Annotated in this window: 15 protein-coding genes; 13 read left to right on the top strand and 2 right to left on the bottom strand. The window is 54.5% G+C overall.

The genetic code is table 11. The annotated features are described in order from the left end of the window. Positions 1-5: 5 nt before the first annotated feature. A complete protein-coding gene (locus IMCC3135_RS26720) occupies positions 6-818 on the bottom strand; it encodes an enoyl-CoA hydratase (protein WP_088920371.1) in 813 nt (270 codons plus the stop codon). Between the two features lie 126 nt (positions 819-944). Between IMCC3135_RS26720 and IMCC3135_RS26715 the strand changes: the two genes are divergently transcribed. Then, on the top strand, positions 945-1,442 hold the full coding sequence (locus tag IMCC3135_RS26715) for a PaaI family thioesterase (protein ID WP_236994667.1): 498 nt from the start codon (positions 945-947) through the stop codon (positions 1,440-1,442). Between the two features lie 11 nt (positions 1,443-1,453). On the opposite strand, the gene IMCC3135_RS26710 is transcribed toward IMCC3135_RS26715, so the two are convergent. After that, positions 1,454-2,374, bottom strand: a complete 921-nt coding sequence (locus IMCC3135_RS26710; protein WP_088920370.1) for a hydroxymethylglutaryl-CoA lyase — start codon at positions 2,372-2,374, stop codon at positions 1,454-1,456. A gap of 89 nt (positions 2,375-2,463) precedes the next feature. Here IMCC3135_RS26710 and IMCC3135_RS26705 point away from each other — a divergent pair, with 89 nt between their 5' ends. From IMCC3135_RS26705 to argG, 12 genes are all read left to right on the top strand, one after another. Beyond that, positions 2,464-3,354, top strand: coding sequence for a ribokinase (locus IMCC3135_RS26705; protein WP_088920369.1), 891 nt, complete (start codon positions 2,464-2,466; stop codon positions 3,352-3,354). Between the two features lie 7 nt (positions 3,355-3,361). Further along, complete coding sequence (locus IMCC3135_RS26700) at positions 3,362-4,381, top strand: nucleoside hydrolase (RefSeq protein ID WP_088920368.1); 1,020 nt, start codon at positions 3,362-3,364, stop codon at positions 4,379-4,381. An 8-nt stretch (positions 4,382-4,389) separates the two neighbouring features. Further along, positions 4,390-5,829 (top strand): Ig-like domain-containing protein, encoded by a 1,440-nt coding sequence (locus tag IMCC3135_RS26695; protein WP_157736288.1) that lies wholly within the window; start codon positions 4,390-4,392, stop codon positions 5,827-5,829. Positions 5,830-5,835: 6 nt separating this feature from the next. Further along, positions 5,836-6,534, top strand: a complete 699-nt coding sequence (locus IMCC3135_RS26690; protein ID WP_088920366.1) for a type 1 glutamine amidotransferase — start codon at positions 5,836-5,838, stop codon at positions 6,532-6,534. Positions 6,535-6,572: 38 nt separating this feature from the next. Continuing rightward, positions 6,573-8,216, top strand: coding sequence for an FMN-binding glutamate synthase family protein (locus tag IMCC3135_RS26685; RefSeq protein ID WP_088920365.1), 1,644 nt, complete (start codon positions 6,573-6,575; stop codon positions 8,214-8,216). A 74-nt stretch (positions 8,217-8,290) separates the two neighbouring features. After that, the gene (locus IMCC3135_RS26680) at positions 8,291-9,991 is read left to right on the top strand and encodes a cation:proton antiporter domain-containing protein (protein WP_088920364.1); all 1,701 of its coding nucleotides are present in this window, start codon (positions 8,291-8,293) and stop codon (positions 9,989-9,991) included. 41 nt (positions 9,992-10,032) lie between these two features. Then, a complete protein-coding gene (locus IMCC3135_RS26675; protein ID WP_088920363.1) occupies positions 10,033-10,335 on the top strand; it encodes a hypothetical protein in 303 nt (100 codons plus the stop codon). 238 nt (positions 10,336-10,573) lie between these two features. Further along, positions 10,574-11,569 carry a BMP family lipoprotein gene (locus IMCC3135_RS26670; RefSeq protein WP_088920362.1) on the top strand — a complete coding sequence of 332 codons (996 nt, stop codon included), beginning with the start codon at positions 10,574-10,576 and terminating at the stop codon, positions 11,567-11,569. 94 nt (positions 11,570-11,663) lie between these two features. Further along, a complete protein-coding gene (locus IMCC3135_RS26665; RefSeq protein WP_088920361.1) occupies positions 11,664-13,235 on the top strand; it encodes an ABC transporter ATP-binding protein in 1,572 nt (523 codons plus the stop codon). Then, positions 13,232-14,359 carry an ABC transporter permease gene (locus IMCC3135_RS26660; protein WP_088920360.1) on the top strand — a complete coding sequence of 376 codons (1,128 nt, stop codon included), beginning with the start codon at positions 13,232-13,234 and terminating at the stop codon, positions 14,357-14,359. The genes IMCC3135_RS26665 and IMCC3135_RS26660 overlap by 4 nt, the downstream gene beginning before the upstream one ends. Next, complete coding sequence (locus IMCC3135_RS26655; protein WP_088920359.1) at positions 14,359-15,330, top strand: ABC transporter permease; 972 nt, start codon at positions 14,359-14,361, stop codon at positions 15,328-15,330. The genes IMCC3135_RS26660 and IMCC3135_RS26655 overlap by 1 nt, the downstream gene beginning before the upstream one ends. 369 nt (positions 15,331-15,699) lie before the next feature. Then, positions 15,700-17,031 carry an argininosuccinate synthase gene (gene argG, locus IMCC3135_RS26650; RefSeq protein WP_088920358.1) on the top strand — a complete coding sequence of 444 codons (1,332 nt, stop codon included), beginning with the start codon at positions 15,700-15,702 and terminating at the stop codon, positions 17,029-17,031. The last annotated feature ends 28 nt before the right edge of the window (positions 17,032-17,059 follow it).

The following is a 17,059-nucleotide window of genomic DNA, read 5'->3' as shown; positions in this document are numbered from 1 at the left end:
CTCCATCAGCGGTGCTTCCATTGTGGTTCCCGCTTGTCGAAAAATGCATCGATTCCCTCGCTGGCATCTTCTGACATCATGTTGCAGGCCATGGCTTCGCTGGCCAGGGCGTAGGCCTCGGCAAGCGGACTTTCAAGCTGTTTATAAAAGAGTGTCTTGCCGGTGGCGATGGCAACTTGCGATTTTTTGCAGATCTGTTCACAAAGAACGGATATGGCCGCATCGAGCTGCTCATCGGGCACATGACGATTGATCAGCCCCCAGTCCAGAGCAGTTTCGGCATTGATGAATTCTCCGGTGACCAGCATCTGAAAAGCTCGCTTGCGGGACAGATTTCTGGACAAGGCTACTGATGGGGTACTGCAGAACAGACCCAGATTGACTCCTGAAACGCCAAACTGGCAATGATCGGCTGCGACCGCCAGATCACAGTTGGCCACCAGCTGACAACCGGCTGCGGTTGCCAGGCCCTGCACCCGGGCAATCACAGGCTGCGGCAGTTCTGTCAGGGTTTGCATGAAACGGCAACATTTGTCGAACAACTCGCGTTGCCACCGCTCACCACCTTGGGCCTCATCCACATGCGAGCGCATTTCGCGTAGATCGTGACCGGCGCAGAACGCCTTGCCAGAGGCTGCGATGACAATGACGCGGACTCGCTCATCGACGTTGTGCAGAGCACTTTGCAGCGCATCGAGCATGGCTTCGCTCAAGGCATTGAATTGCTTCGGGCGGTTGAGTGTCAGCGTCAGAATACCTTGAGAGTCCAGTTGTTCCAGAAGCAAGGGAGACTCTGAGGAGGGATTTGCCTGATTCATGACTTTGAGCCTCTAGGGCGTGAGTATGGGCACAGTGCCGTCGGAACACAGCGTGTTATGCCATCAATGAGGTTTAATGCTAGGGTATCACCGGTTGGGTCGACCCACGAAATCGGAAAACTTGCCGTGAGCAGCAAACCCCCTGAAGAATCTGGGAAACCGTCGATGGCCAGGCAGGCATCAGCGCCAGCGTTGCAGCTGGATGTGGAGTCTTTCCGCTTGATCCTGGCCGAGCGTCTGCCGTTTGCCGAAACCATGGGCATCAACGTTGATTATTTTGCCGACGACCATGTACGGCTGCGTGCTGTATACAACGATCGCTTCCTGCGTCCCGGTGGCACGATCGCCGGACCTGTGATGATGGGCCTGGCAGATGCGGCGCTGTATGCGCTGGTGCTGTCACGCATCGGCGCGGTGGAGCTGGCTGTCACTACCAGTCTTTCCATCAATTTTTTGCGCAAGCCAATGCCCGCAGACCTTGTTGCAGATGCTCGCATGCTGAAACTGGGCAAGCGCCTGGCGGTGGGGGAGGTCACGCTGTTCAGCGAAGAATTGGGGGCGGACGACCCGGTCGCCCATGTTACGGGTACCTATTCGATACCGCCGCCCGAATCAAGACTCTGAGGCAGCGGGTCTCAAGCCGCGCTCGTGCTCTGCGCTGTCAGCAGAGCCTTGGCTGCACGAGATTGAGTATCGCGCTGTAGCTGCTCACTGATATAGCGACTGGCTTCGAGCAATAAGGGCATGTCGACTCCATGTTCGATGCCCAGGCCGTTCAGCAGATAAACCACATCTTCGGTGGCCACATTGCCAGTCGCACCGACTGCATACGGGCAGCCGCCGAGACCTGCCACTGATGTATCGATGGTGGCTATGCCGTATTGCAGCGCTATCACGATATTGGCCAATGCCTGGCCATAGGTATCATGACAATGCATGGCCAGCTGTTCGACGGGGATGTTGTCTGTGAGCAGGGTGTCCAGTAAGCGGCTCATGCTGCCAGCGGTACCCGTGCCGATGGTATCGCCCAGCGAGACTTCATGACAGCCACTGTCGAGTAGCTGGCGAGTCAGCTGACTGACTACCTGAGGCTCCACTTCTCCCTCATAGGGGCAGCCCAGAACGCAAGACAGGTAACCGCGCACTGGCAGGTCTCTGGCGGCGGCGCGGGCAAGCACAGGCTCGAACCGCTGAAGTGTTTCCTGAATGCTGGCATTCAGGTTCTTGCGCGAGAAGCTTTCAGTGACCGCGGCAAAAATCGCGATTTCGCTGACATTGGCATCAATTGCCGCATCCAGGCCTCGCTCATTGGGTGTCAGGGCCGTATAGCGAACACCCGGGCGGCGCTTTATTTTCTCGAAAACAGCCGACGAATCAGCCATTTGCGGCACCCAGCGTGGGGATACGAAGGAGCCGGTTTCGATCACAGGCAAGCCGCAGGCTGATAGTTTATCGACGAGTGTGCTTTTCTGGGACGCCGTCAATGCCGTCGCTTCGTTTTGCAAGCCGTCGCGTGGTCCGACTTCGACCAGGCAGACTTTGTCAGGATAATTCACGAGTCTGAATCTTCTGTGATAAGTGGTTAGACTTTAGAATACCGCGTTACACTTATCTGTGTCTTTTGGCCGCGCAAATGTCTCGAACCATGAAAGTTTTCAATTTCGGCTCTATCAATGTAGACATGGTGTACCGGGTTCCTCACCTGGTGCAACCGGGCGAGACGCTGGCCAGCCGAACCCTGGAAACGGTGTTGGGTGGCAAGGGTGCCAATCAGTCCGTTGCACTGGCGCGTGCCGGCGTGGAAGTGCACCATATAGGACGTATTGGTGTCAGCGATCAGTGGGCCACAGAGCAGATGGCCGCGGCTGGCGTGGGAATGGAGGCGGTGGAGCAGATTGAAGGGCCCAGCGGTCATGCCATTATCCAGGTGGATGACCATGGTGAGAATTCCATTATTCTGCACGGCGGTGCAAATCAGAGCTTCAATCGCGAAGTGCTGGAAAAACAGTTGGCAGGCGCTGAGCGCGGCGACTGGTTGCTCATGCAGAACGAATGCAATGATATCGAGGTTGCCTTTGATATTGCGCAGAAACGAGGGCTGGCTATTGCTTTCAACCCCGCCCCCATGTCCGATAACGTTCGTCAACTACCTCTGGAACGTTGCTCGGTTCTGATTGTTAATGAAACCGAAGCGCTTGATCTGGCAGAAACACAAGACGCCGACGAGGCGCTGGCTGTGCTGGCTGAGCGTTACCCTGAAACACGGTTGGTATTGACACTGGGTTCAAAGGGTGCCCTGTTACAACATGCGGGTAATCAGGTCCGTGAGGCGGCATTGCCTGTCAAGGTAGTTGATACTACCGGGGCGGGGGATACCTTTGTGGGATACTTCCTGGCGGGCCTCATTCAAGGGCTGGATGAGCCAAGTGCCTTGCAAAGGGCGTGTCGGGCTGCTGCATTGTCAGTGACCGTAGCCGGCGCAACGCCCAGCATTCCGACCATCTCTGTTGTAGACAGATCTCAGGACAATTCATAGAATCGCTATGCACAAGATTATTATTGATACTGATCCCGGTGTGGACGACACCATGGCCATTGCCTATGCGCTGGCGCACCCGGATATCGAGCTACTGGGCCTTACAACGGTTTTTGGTAATATCAATATCGATTATTCCACCCGTAATGGTCAGTATGTTCTGGACGTGCTTGGGGCGGAAACCGTTGCGGTTGCTCGTGGGGCATCCATTCCCAGCGTCCAGTCACCGTTACCTCATGCGGATTTCGTTCACGGTGCCGATGGTCTGGGCAATGTGTACCCGGGCAGTGAGCCGGGCAAGGCGGCAGCGACAGCGGCAACTTTGCGCGCCGATGCTCGCCACGCAACGATCGAACCGGTCGATGCTGCCGATTTCATCATCCAGTGCGCGCGACAGTTTCCTGGGGAAGTAACCCTGGTGGCCATCGGGCCTTTGACCAATGTGGCTGAAGCCTATCGCCGCGAACCGGCACTGCCGAGTCTGGTGGCGGGTCTTGTCATCATGGGCGGCACGGTGGATGAGCCTGGTAACGTATCGCCGGTCAGTGAAGCCAATTTTCTGAATGATCCACACGCGGCTGATGCCTTGCTGGCCGCTGACTGGCCCACCACGATAGTCGGACTCGATGTTACCCATCGCATCATGCTGACCGACAGTCACTTGAAGCAACTTGACGAGCAGGCGGGTGAGACCGGTTCTCTGATCTGGAACAGCAGCCGCTTCTATGTGGATTTCTACACTCAAAGTGGTGCTGCCAAGGATGCCGAAGAGCCACAGTGCGCCATGCACGATGCTGCTGCCGTGGCCTATGTGCTGATTCCTGATGCTTTTACTGTTGTACGTGGCGGCGCACGAGTTATTCCTGACGGTATGGCAATTGGGCAGCTTGCTTTGGACAGGAAGGGCTATGCTTATGCTGTGCCCCATTGGCAAGATCGACCAGCAACCTCCGTGTGCATGGCTGTCGAGTCGGATCGGGTACGTGAGCATTTTCTGCAGACGATCATCAAACACCACAAGAGATGAGGGTTGCCGTGAAAAAACGAGTTGCGCTATACCTGAGTACTGCCTCGTCATGCTTGCTGTTAAGTGCTTGTGGCTGGGTGGATTCAACCGGGTCACAGAGCGAGACTGTTGCGGTCACTAATGTTTACCTGGGTGATTTGCGAATAGATGGTCCTTCGTCTCTGCAAGAGCAGGTAACCCACGGTTTTACGGTAAATCGGGATTTCAGCTCCCAGACTGACAAGACGTACAGCTGGAGCGAGGAGCCGTTGGAGCAGGGCAAACTTGCCAGTTGCGCCGAGATTGAGGGATTCAATATCGAGCTGGCGGCGGATTCTCTGGCTGAGGCCTGTACAGATCCGACACAGTGTACTTTGGCTTTCGAGCCGGTCGATCAGGCCGGTGAGGAGTCGTCAGATGGCAACGGTAGTGAGGGGGGCGAGTTCGAACTGCCGGTACCGCAGCTCCAGGCATCCGTGGGTTTGACGTATAAGCTGACTGTGACTGAGTCAGCACAAAGCAGTACCAGCGATTATGATTTCTGTCTGATTGCGATCAATGAGGCACCCGTAGCGGAAAACGATACTTTTGTGGTGCTGGAAGGTGAACGCACGGTTTTTGCCGCAGATGAGCTCAATTTGCTGAGCAATGACAGTGATGATGTGGATGTCAGCAATTTTCCGCTTGAAATTTTACCGGAGCTGGAAGAGGCGCCCACCAAAGCGGCCGAGTTCGAGCTGGGAGACGATGGCTCCTTTGTCTATGAATCCAGCCTGACAGGTATTGTCACCGACCAGTTCGACAGCTTTGAATACCAGCTCAGCGATGGCGTGCATGTTTCCACCGCAACGGCAACAATTCGTATTGTTGCGGCCAATCAGGCACCAGAGCTGATCGATGACATTCCGGATCTGGAGGCCATCGAAGGGGTGCCCTTTGTAGAAAATCTGAGTTTGTATTTCGTGGATCCTGAAGAGGCTGATCTGAGCTTTGAATTTTCAGACGATTCTGTACTGCCTGACGACGGCACATTGGCATTGAGTGTGGATGGCGTTTTGTCGGGTATCCCTGATGAAGACGACGTCGGTAGTCATGTGTTGACGTTGATTGTCAGTGATGGCGGTGCCAGCGTGGAAACGTTGATTACTCTGCTGATCGACCCTGCACCGATTGAGGTCGAAAATACAGCGCCTGAATACATCGCTGGCTCTGTGATCAGCCGTACCGTAGATCTGGGTGATGCGATGATCCCGATCACTCCTGCTTTTGTCGATGAGGATGGCGACACGTTGACGTTTGCGATTATCGGTAGCAGCGATCTACCGGATGGCGTAGAAATTGATGAGGACACAGGTGTAATTTCCGGTGAGCCTGAAGAGATCACCAATGTGAGGAACTTGCGGATAGAGGCAACAGATCCTTCCGGTGAATCCGCAGTCTCCGGTTTATTTTTCATACGTGTGCGATAGATTTGAATGACTCGTAGTTCCGCGCCTTATCTGTTTGTCAAACATTCCTCAAACTGGAATGTGGATCGCTGTACTCGCTGGATGATTGCCAACGACAAGACCGTCGATTGGTGTTATCCGGTGACCGGCGAGTCCTTTCCCGACCTGCATGATTATGCAGGTGTTATTGTTTTTGGCGGCGCCAACAGTGCCAACGACTGTAGCGACTACGATTGGGTGCGGCGGGAGCTGGTTTTTGTTGAGGAGTGCCTGAAGCAGGACATCCCGTTTTTTGGTATTTGTCTGGGCGCTCAGATCCTGGCCAGAGTGCTCGGTGCACGGGTTCGTCCGCATGAGCATGATATCAAGGAGGTCGGCTTTCACCAGGTAGACCCGGTAGCGGAGGATCCTGAATTTCTGAGCAAACCGCTGACGGTCATGCAATGGCATTCAGAAGGTTTTGATCTGCCGCCTGATACGCAGCGTATTGCCACTGGGAAGGATTTTCCCAACCAGGGGTATCGGCTCAATGACCATGTGCTGGGTGTGCAGTTTCATCCCGAAGTCAATTCGGATGTGCTGGCCATCTGGCACGAACGTAATCGTTTGAAGTCTCCGGGACAGCTCAGTGATGAGCAGCGCGCCAGAATGATGGCCGATGCGCATCTGCATGATGAAAGCGTTACACAGTGGCTCGATATCTTCCTTAGAGGCTGGACTCGATAGCGTCCGGCTCAACGCCCCTCTGGCAGTCAGGAAAATGCATGCGCACGAAGTTTGTCGTTATTTCGATTCTCAGTGTCTTGTTGATCCTGCTCTGGGGCATTGCCTGGAGGCCCGCACTGTGGTTGCTTGTATTGGCAGTTCCCCTGATTGTTGTGGGATTGTTCGACATGCTGCAAAGCGAGCATTCACTGCGTCGTAATTTTCCACTGGTCAGCCGGGGACGGTGGCTGATGGAAGGTTTACGACCCTTTGTTCGTCAGTATCTGTTCGAGTCAGAAACCGATGGCGCGCCTGTGCCGCGCATGTTTCGTTCGGTGGTCTATCAAAGAGCGAAAGGGCAGAGCGACACGGTGCCATTTGGTACCAAGTACGACACCTACAATAATGGCTACGAGTGGATTGCCCACTCGATGGGAGCCATTGATATTCACGGCACGGACAATGATCCGAGAGTGCTGGTTGGCGGCCCTGATTGCACACAGCCCTATTCGGCGAGTCTGCTCAATATCAGTGCCATGAGTTTCGGTGCACTCAGCTCCAATGCAATTCGTGCGCTGAACGGCGGTGCCTTTCTTGGAGGTTTCGCGCACAACACCGGTGAGGGCGGCTTGTCCCGCCACCATCTTGAAGGCGGCGACATCATCTGGCAAGTGGGTACCGGCTATTTCGGTTGTCGATCGGATGAGGGTGGTTTTGATGCGGACAAGTTTGCAGCAACCGCGGCCCGCAAAGAGGTCAAGATGATTGAAATCAAAGTGTCACAGGGTGCCAAGCCGGGCCATGGCGGCATTCTGCCCGCGATCAAGAATACCCAGGAAATCGCTGATGCACGCGGTGTTGAGGTAGGTACGATGGTCGCCTCGCCACCTGCTCATTCTGCGTTCTCCACACCGCTCGAATTCATGCATTTCATTGCGAAACTGCGCACGCTGAGCAATGGCAAACCCATCGGCTTCAAGTTGTGTGTCGGGCGTGAAAGTGAAGTGGTGGCGCTGTGCAAGGCGATGCTGGAAACCGGCATCAAGCCAGACTTCATTACCGTTGATGGTGGTGAGGGTGGCACTGGTGCCGCTCCGCTGGAATTTTCAAACTCAGTGGGTATGCCTTTGCGTGATGGGCTGGCCTTCGTCTGTGATTGTCTGTCCGGGTTCGATTTGAAAAAGGATGTGCGGGTAATCGCTGTGGGCAAGATTTTCACAGCCTTCCATGTCGTGAAGAACCTGAGTGTGGGTGCCGACATGTGCTACAGCGCTCGTGGCTTCATGATGTCGCTGGGGTGCGTTCAATCATTGGTGTGTAACACCAATCACTGTCCCACCGGTGTGGCAACCCAGGATGCCAAGCTGGCCAAAGGCCTGGTGGTCTCTGATAAGCGGGCTCGTGTGCATAACTTTCATGCCCAGACTATCGAACATGTCAACGAGATAGTGGCCGCCGCCGGCCTGCGTACACCTTGTGAGCTTAACCGTACGCATGTGTATCGTCGCGTCAGCCAGAGTGAGGTCTGTCGTTACGATCAGATTTTCGAATACACCAATGTGGGCAGTCTGTTGAGCCAGCCTTATCCAGCGCGTTTTGAGCAACAGATGGCCGAATCGGATTCCAGCTCGTTCCTGCCCAGAAGTTATGTTGCACAACATTCGGCCGGTATCAAGGTATTGGACGAGGCTGCGAGCGCATAGTGTTTGCCTCCATGGTGCCAGGCAGAGTGGTCTTTTCGCGAAAGCGTACCTCGTCCTTGTGAGCGCGTTGGCAGATGGGTGAAACCAACAGCCTGCTGCTGAATATTTTCATTTATCTGCTGGCGGGTTTGCTGGCAGTGCCCAGTGCCAAACGGCTCGGGCTCGGTCCTGTTTTCGGCTATCTGTTTGCAGGTATTCTGATTGGCCCCTGGGGGCTGGCCCTGATTCGCGATGTCCAGCACATCGACCTGTTTTCACGTGTCGCGACAGTTCTGCTGTTGTTTCTGGTGGCGTTACAGGCAACACCTGCTCGGGTTAACCGTCTGTTGAACGGGGCCATCTGGCTGGGAACACTGCAATTTTGTCTGACCGCGCTGGTTATCACGCTGGTGGGCATGCTCATTGGGCACCCCTGGCACCATGCGCTGGTTGCAGGTCTGGCATTGGCAATTTCATCAGAAGCGGTTGCCAGTCATTGCTTCAATGAGCGCTATCCGACCGGCTCGCCATTGACCGAGGCTGGCTATCAGTTATTGCTGACCCAGTCCATGGCCATTGTGCCGGTATTCGTGTTACTGCCACTGCTGGGTTTTGGCGCGGCGATTACCCAGGGCAGCCCCTGGCCACGCGTCATCATGGGTTTGCTGTTTCTGGGTGGATTTGGCATTTTCGGGCATCTGATGCTGCGACATGCTTTTCGTTATGTGGTGAGCATCGGGCTGGATGAAGTCTTTGCCGCCTTTGCCCTGCTACTGACTATCGGACTGTTGCTGGTGGTTCGGGCGCTTGATCTACCTTTGGAGCTGGCGGCGCTGTTGGGTGGTTTACTGCTCATTCGCTCCGAATACGGTTCCGCCATCCGTATTGCCATGCGCCCCTTTACCGGCTTGCTGGTCGGTATGTTCTTCATTTCTACGGGCATGCAGATTGACTTCGCAATCTTCATCCGCAAACCGCTGGAAACCTTTGCACTGGTTGCCTTGCTGGTTTTCGTCAAGGCCTGGATTGTTCGCAATATTTTGCGTTATTCGAAGGTACCTCGTCAGCAACGCATCTGGCTGGCGACCGTGCTGGCGCAGAGTGGGGAGCTGGCGTTTGTCGTCATAGCGCTGGCAATTACCTACAAGGCCATACCGGACAAACTGGCTGCACAGCTGGTGCTGGTCGTGGCACTTTCCATGCTCACCACGCCCATTTTGCTGTTTTTCGCGGCCAGACGTGACACATTGCCAGCTCGCCAGCAATCCGATACCGGCGTGGTGGTCGGTGAAATTGCAGACTCGCAGGTTATCGTGGCAGGCTACGGTCGTGTCGGTTGTGTGGTTGCCATGATGCTCAAGGAAAACGGCTTTCGTGCCGTTGTCATTGATCACAGTCCGGACCGCTTTACCGCCTTGCGAGCCGCAGGCTTTGTCGGCTTCTATGGTGATGCGACACGTCCGGATCTGCTGGATGCGGCGGGTGCTGCCAGAGCGGCGGCCCTGGTAATCGCGCTCGATGATCCAGAGGCAGCCTCTGATTTACTCAAGCGTGTGCGGCGCGAATATCCGCACCTGACGGTACTGGCACGGGCAATCGGTATCAGTGATGAACACCAGCTGTTGCGCGATGGCGCTGACCGTACTTATGGCGAGACATTTGAAACTGCTCTGCTGATCGGCGAAGATGTACTGGAACTGGTTGGCTTGAGTCCACTGGATGCTCAAGCCATGGCAGAACGTTTCAGGGATGCGGCGCTGGACTCGCAACCGACAGCAACGGAGCCGCGCAACTGAGCGATGGGCTCTTTGGACACAATTGAGGATGTAAAGTACGTATGAAAGGTAATGATGTCGAATCGCTCACCAAACTGCTCAAGGAGCATGGTGTGGATCTGTCTGCTGTCAAGGCGAACAAGCTGATGTTGCAGATCGGATTACTGGAAGAGGCTACGCGAGAGAGCTCTACGCGTCCGGGTGTGATCAAGAAATACAAGGTCCTCAGTGAGAAGGGGCTGGACTATGGGGTTAATGAAGAGAACGCTCAGAGTCCTGATCAGACCTCTCCCTACTATTACAAGGACAGTTTTCCGGAGCTGGCAGCCCAGTTGCTGGCGGCCGATCTGGCGGCTGGTAAATAATTGCGGCAGTTTGCGATCGTGATGAACGGCGGCAACACGTGCTTGTTACCTGTAAGTGTGACTGCGTTGATATCTGGTGGCCTGATTGTCAGTAACAGGTGGAACAGCTGCTCAGTACAAACGCAGGGCTGTTAGTGCTAAAAACTATCGTGATACACTCGATTCAGTCGGTTGTGGCGGGTTCTGGAACGCAGTTCCACCGGGCTTCAACTGGTAACAACTCTATGAGGAAGACACTATGACAATCTCACGCTTGGGTGTAATTGCCGGACTGGTGCTGGCTGCAACAACTGCTTCTGCAGCTGACATATCGCCCGCGGTCGTGTTCGACATGGGCGGCAAATTTGATAAATCGTTCAATCAGGGCGTCTATGAGGGCGCAGAGCGATTCAAGGAAGAGTCAGGTATTTCCTATCGCGAGTTTGAAGTAACCAACGAAACTCAGCGTGAGCAGGCCTTGCGCCGCATGGCTCAGCGAGGCGCCAACCCTATCGTCGGTGTCGGTTTCGCTCAGGCCGGTCCGATGGAAACAGTTGCGAAAGAATTTCCGGATACCAAATTCACATTGATTGACGGTGTGGTTGAATTGCCTAACGTCCAGTCAGTTGTCTTCAAGGAACAGGAAGGTTCGTTTCTGGTAGGCCTGCTGGCAGCGTTAGCATCAGAATCCAAAATGGTCGGTTTTGTCGGCGGTATGGACATTCCGCTGATTCGTCGTTTTGCCTGTGGTTACGAGCAAGGTGCGAAACACGCTGATGGATCAGTCAGTGTCATTCAGAACATGACCGGCACCACGCCTTCTGCCTGGAACGATCCGGGTCGTGGCAGCGAGCTGGCCAAGGGACAGTTCGACCGGGGTGTTGATGTTATCTATGCAGCTGCTGGTGGTACGGGGATTGGTGTCTATCAGGCAGCCAAAGATGGTGGCAAGCTGGCAATCGGAGTCGACTCCAACCAGAACTACCTGCATCCGGGCAGCATGCTGACCTCCATGCTCAAGCGCGTGGATGTGGCCGCCTTCAATGCATTCAACGAAGTACAGAATGGCACTTGGGAAGCTGGCATCAAGGACCTGGGATTGGCCGAAGATGGTGTGGGCTGGGCGTTGGACGAAAATAATGCCGATCTCATCACTGATGACATGAAAGCTGCCGTTGACAAGGCGTCTGCGGACATCGTGTCTGGTGACATTGAAGTACATGACTACATGAGCGACAACAGCTGCACTTATTGAGATCGTAGCCTTTGCTCAGAGACGCATGCTTGCGATCTGTTATCAGATCCCAGGCCATGACATTCATTGACGCTGGAACAGGCGAATCACACTTATGACTTCGTCTGCCAGCTCAGTGGAAGCAGATGCCGCGTACGCTATCGAGCTGCGCGGTATTTCCAAGCGTTTTGGTGCTGTCCGTGCCAATCATGAAATAGACCTCAAGGTCAGGCGCGGCACCATCCACGGTATTGTGGGTGAGAATGGTGCTGGAAAATCCACCCTCATGAGTATCCTGTACGGCTTTTATCAGGCTGACAGTGGTGAGGTGCTGATCAATGGCAAGCCGGTCGCGATTCACAATTCACAAGATGCCATCGCTGCCGGTATCGGTATGGTGCATCAGCATTTCATGCTGGTTGATACTTTCAGCGTGCTTGAAAACGTCATGCTCGGGGCTGAAGGGCATGCCTTGCTGTCCCACAGTGCCGCCAAAGCGCGCACAGAGCTGCAGCGTCTGGCCGATGAGTATCACCTGTCGGTTCGCGTTGATAGCCTGGTTTCCCAGCTGCGAGTTGGCGAGCAGCAACGGACAGAGATTCTCAAGGCTCTGTACCGGCATGCAGAAATTCTCATACTGGACGAGCCTACGGGGGTATTGACACCGCAGGAAGCAGACCAGTTGTTTCGCGTTCTCAACGCGCTGAAGGAGCAGGGCGTAACCATTATCCTGATTACGCATAAATTGCGCGAAATCATGGACATAACTGACACTGTCTCCGTTCTGAGAATGGGAGAGATGGTGGCTCACAGGAAAACCAGCGATACCAGCATGAGCGAGCTGGCCGAGCTGATGGTTGGCCGGAAGCTGGAAACCAAAAATTATCACCGCGATCAGTCTTTGCCTGCAGATACACCGCTCGGCATCGAAGTCCGCGACCTGGGTGTCATTGATCGAACCGGCAAGGTACGCCTGAAAAATCTGTCCTTCAATGTCAGGCGGGGCGAGATCGTAGGTGTGGCCGGTGTCGCTGGCAATGGTCAGAGTATGCTGCTTGAAGTGTTGTCAGGCATCAATTCCCCCACCTCAGGCCAGGTAACCTTGAATGGCCGAACGGTGACCGCCGATAAGCCTATCAACCCATCGGAGATGCGAGCCCTGAAAGTGCACCACGTACCCGAGGATCGGTTGAAGCTGGGTCTGGTGAAATCTTTCACAGCCGCCGAAAGTTCGGTGTTGGGCTATCAACGCTCCGAGCAATTCAATGCAAGAGGTTTGCTGCGACTGGATGCCATTCGCAATGGCTGTCGCAAACTCATGGAAAGCTTCGATGTGCGTCCCTGCGATCCCAAGCTGAAGTCTGCATCCTTTTCCGGCGGTAACCAGCAGAAGCTGATCCTTGCCCGCGAGTTGGAGAAAAAGCCGGACGTATTGCTGGTGGGTCAACCAACTCGAGGTGTCGATATCGGCGCTATCGAACTCATTCACGAAAAAATCATCGAGATGCGCGATGGCGGCTGTGCAGTGCTGCTGGTGTCGGTCGAACTCGATGAAATCATGACCCTGGCCGATCGGATCATCGTCATGTACGAAGGTCAGGTCGTTGCTGAAATCAATGGACGCGACGCCGACAAGACTCAGCTGGGGCTGATGATGGCCAATGCGCATCAGGAAACGGCAGCATGAGTATCAATACCAGCAGCATTCCGTTACCAGCCTGGCTGGAAATCGGCCTCATTCCAGTGCTGAATATCCTGATGGCACTGTTCTTTTCCGGTCTCATCATGCTGGCCATCGGTGTGAATCCCGTCGAAGCGGTGGGCATCATGATCAATGGTGCTTTCGGCTACGATGAGGCCATTGGTTACACCCTGTACTACACGACCAATTTTATCTTTACCGGTTTGGCCGTTGCAGTGGCCTTTCATGCAAATCTGTTCAATATCGGTGGTGAAGGGCAGGCCTATATCGGCGGGCTGGGTGTGGGCCTTGTCTTCCTGACGCTGGATCAATACCTGCCGACCTTGCTCCTGATTCCACTGGGCATTATTGCCGCCGGCGTTTTCGGCGCTGCCTGGGCATTTATTCCCGCCTGGTTGCAAGCCTATCGTGGCAGCCATATCGTCATCACGACCATCATGTTCAATTTCATCGCCTCCTCGATCATGGTTTACCTGCTGGTGAATGTATTGATCAAGCCGGGGCAGATGTCACCGGAAACCCGAGCTTTCGATGAATCGGCCTGGATGCCGTTCATGCACGAATTTCTGGGCTGGTTCGGCATGGAAGTCACGCGTAGTCCATTGAATATGTCGCTGTTCTTTGCTCTGCTGTGCAGTGTCTTTGTCTGGGTCTACATCTGGCGAACACGCTGGGGCTACGAGCTGCGTACATCCGGTCAGAGTGAAGATGCTGCACGCTATGCCGGCATCAAGCCTAAAGCCGTCATCATTACCGCGATGTGCATCTCGGGTGCTCTGGCAGGATTTGTTGCCGTTAACGAGATCATGGGCGTACATCATCGCTTGTTGCTGAATTTTCCGGCAGGTTATGGATTTACCGGAATTGCCGTCTCACTGATGGGGCGTAATCATCCGGTAGGGATCATCATGGCCAGCCTGTTGTTTGGGGTGCTGTATCAGGGTGGGGCGGAATTGGCGTTTGAGATTCCGACGATTACCCGAGAAATGGTGGTTGCCATCCAGGGGCTGATCATCTTGTTCTCTGGCGCATTGGCACTGATGCTGCGGCCATGGGTCGTCAAGGTGTACCTGAAGTTCAAACCCGTGGATGAGGTGGTGGCTGCCTGATGGATGCACTCTCCGGATTTTTCGCTGTACTCGATGCCACCCTGCGGGTCTCCACACCGCTGGTGCTAGCCGCCATGGCGGGGCTTTTCTCTGAACGTTCGGGCATTGTCGACATCAGCCTGGAGGGCAAGATGCTGGCCTCGGCATTTGCCGCCGCTGCTGTGGCTGCTGTAACCGGCAGTGCCTGGTTGGCACTAGGCACCGGTATTCTCGTCGGTATAGCTCTGGCGCTGGTACATGGCTTTGCGTGTATTACACACAGAGGTAATCAGGTAGTCAGTGGTCTTGCGATCAACATTCTGGCTTCTGGACTGACCGTTGTGCTGGGTATCGCCTGGTTTTCACAAGGCGGTCAGACCCCGGCACTGGGCAGCGATGCGCGTTTCATGCCCATTGACCTGCCACTGGTTGATGCTGTGAGCTCCATACCGTTTATCGGGCAGTTCTACGGCGACGTCATCAGTGGCCACAATGTGCTGGTTTATCTCTCCTGGCTGGCTGTCTTTGGAACATGGTGGGTTGTCTACCGGACGCGCTTTGGCTTGCGCCTGCGTGCCGTCGGTGAAAATCCGCTCGCCGTTGATACAGCCGGATTGTCGGTCAGTCGTTTGAGATACTGCGCAGTGGCCATTTGTGGCGCTTTGGCGGGTGTTGCGGGAGCCTACTTATCGACGGCCCAGAACGCCTCATTTGTTCGAGAGATGACTGCCGGGCAGGGTTATATCGCGCTAGCGGCACTGATTTTTGGTAAATGGCGCCCGGTTCCTGCGCTGCTGGCCTGTCTGATGTTCGGATTTCTGGACGCTGTTGCCATTCGCCTGCAAGGCGTTGTGCTGCCGGTTATCGGTGAAGTACCGGTACAGGCCATTCAGGCCTTACCCTACGTCCTGACCGTCATTCTGCTGGCCGGCTTCATCGGCCGCGCCACCGCCCCCAAAGCCGTCGGCATCCCCTACCTAAAAGAACGCTAACCCACGGGTCGGACCATCGCAAGTTACTGATTGTAAAGATATTTAGTCTGATTTCTTGCCCGTTTTATCCCTTAAAAGCCTGTTTTTCATAGTCAAAACAGGCTTTTAAGGAGGGGATGTCTGCAAAACTCAGCTATCACCTGTTTGCAGGTGACAGCTGGGTAAGCATAGAACCGAAAACTGGCTGCAGAATGCGTTGAAACCGACGCTAAACAGTCCTTTTTCTACCGTCTGATGTGGGTTTAGTGGCCTTGATAGGGCCAAATTTCATGAAACTTTAAACAGAATCAATAAGTAATGATGGTCCGACCCAGGGGGTATGTTTGGTAGACTGGGGGGATCGAAGGGTATTGGGTTTGACTTGGGTTCATGAACAAGATTCTGTTGTCGTTGCCGGTGGGCCAGAAGGTTGGCATAGCGTTTTCTGGAGGCCTGGATACATCCGCTGCCATTGCGTGGATGAAAGAGAAGGGTGCTGTTCCCTACGCCTATACGGCTGATCTGGGTCAGCCTGATGAGGATGATTTCGAAGAAATCGCTGGACGTGCTCGCGCCTACGGTGCTGAGGAAGCTCGCACGGTTGACTGTGTCGATGTACTGGTCAATGAAGGTCTGGTGGCCATCATGTGTGGCGCTTTTCATATTGAGAGCGGCGGCAAGAAATACTTCAACACGACGCCTCTGGGACGAGCTGTTACCGGCACCATCCTGGTGAAGTCCATGTTGCTTGATGATGTTCATATCTGGGGTGACGGCTCGACTTACAAGGGCAACGATATCGAACGTTTCTATCGTTACGGGCTGATGACCAACCCTGATCTGCGTATCTACAAGCCATGGCTGGACACCAACTTTGTTGCCCAGCTTGGTGGCCGTGCAGAGATGAGCGATTACCTGAATGCCAACGGTTTCGAATACCGTGCCAGCAAGGAAAAAGCGTACTCCACTGACGCTAATATTCTGGGTGCGACCCATGAAGCCAAAGATCTTGAATTTCTGGATCGAGGCATGAATATCGTGCAACCCATCATGGGCGTGAAATTCTGGGATCCAGCGGTCGAAATTGCTGCCGAACAAGTCACTGTGACTTACGAGGAAGGCATGCCGGTTGCTCTGAACGGCAAGCGTTTCGATTCTGCAGTGGAACTGTTCAAGGAAGCCAACGCGATTGGCGGCCGTCACGGTCTGGGCATGTGTGATCAGATTGAGAACCGCATCATCGAAGCCAAGAGCCGTGGTATTTACGAAGCTCCTGGAATGGCGTTACTGCATATCGCCTACGAGCGTCTGTTGAACGGCATTCATAACGAAGACACGCTGGACAACTATCATTCTCTGGGTCGTCGACTTGGCAAATTGCTTTATCAGGGACGCTGGTTCGATCCTCAGGCATTGATGTTGCGCGATACGCTGCAGAAGTGGATTGGCCAGAGTGTCAATGGCACCGTGACACTGGAACTGCGTCGTGGTGATGATTACACGCTGCTCAACACCGAGAGCGACTCTCTGACCTATGCACCTGAGAACCTGTCCATGGAAGTGGTCGAGGACGAGGCATTCAGTCCGCTGGATCGAATCGGTCAGTTGTCATTGCGAAATCTTGATATCAATGACTCGCGAACCAAGCTGCATGCCTACGCGGCAAAAGGTGTGTTGCCTTCAGGTGATGCGATGAAAAAATTGCTCAGTGACAAATACTGAGCAATTCAGACTTTTCTCTACCCATCTG

It is taken from the genome of Granulosicoccus antarcticus IMCC3135 (genome assembly GCF_002215215.1).
In the GTDB taxonomy this organism is placed as follows: domain Bacteria; phylum Pseudomonadota; class Gammaproteobacteria; order Granulosicoccales; family Granulosicoccaceae; genus Granulosicoccus; species Granulosicoccus antarcticus.
This window is presented reverse-complemented; position numbering and strand designations above follow the sequence as displayed.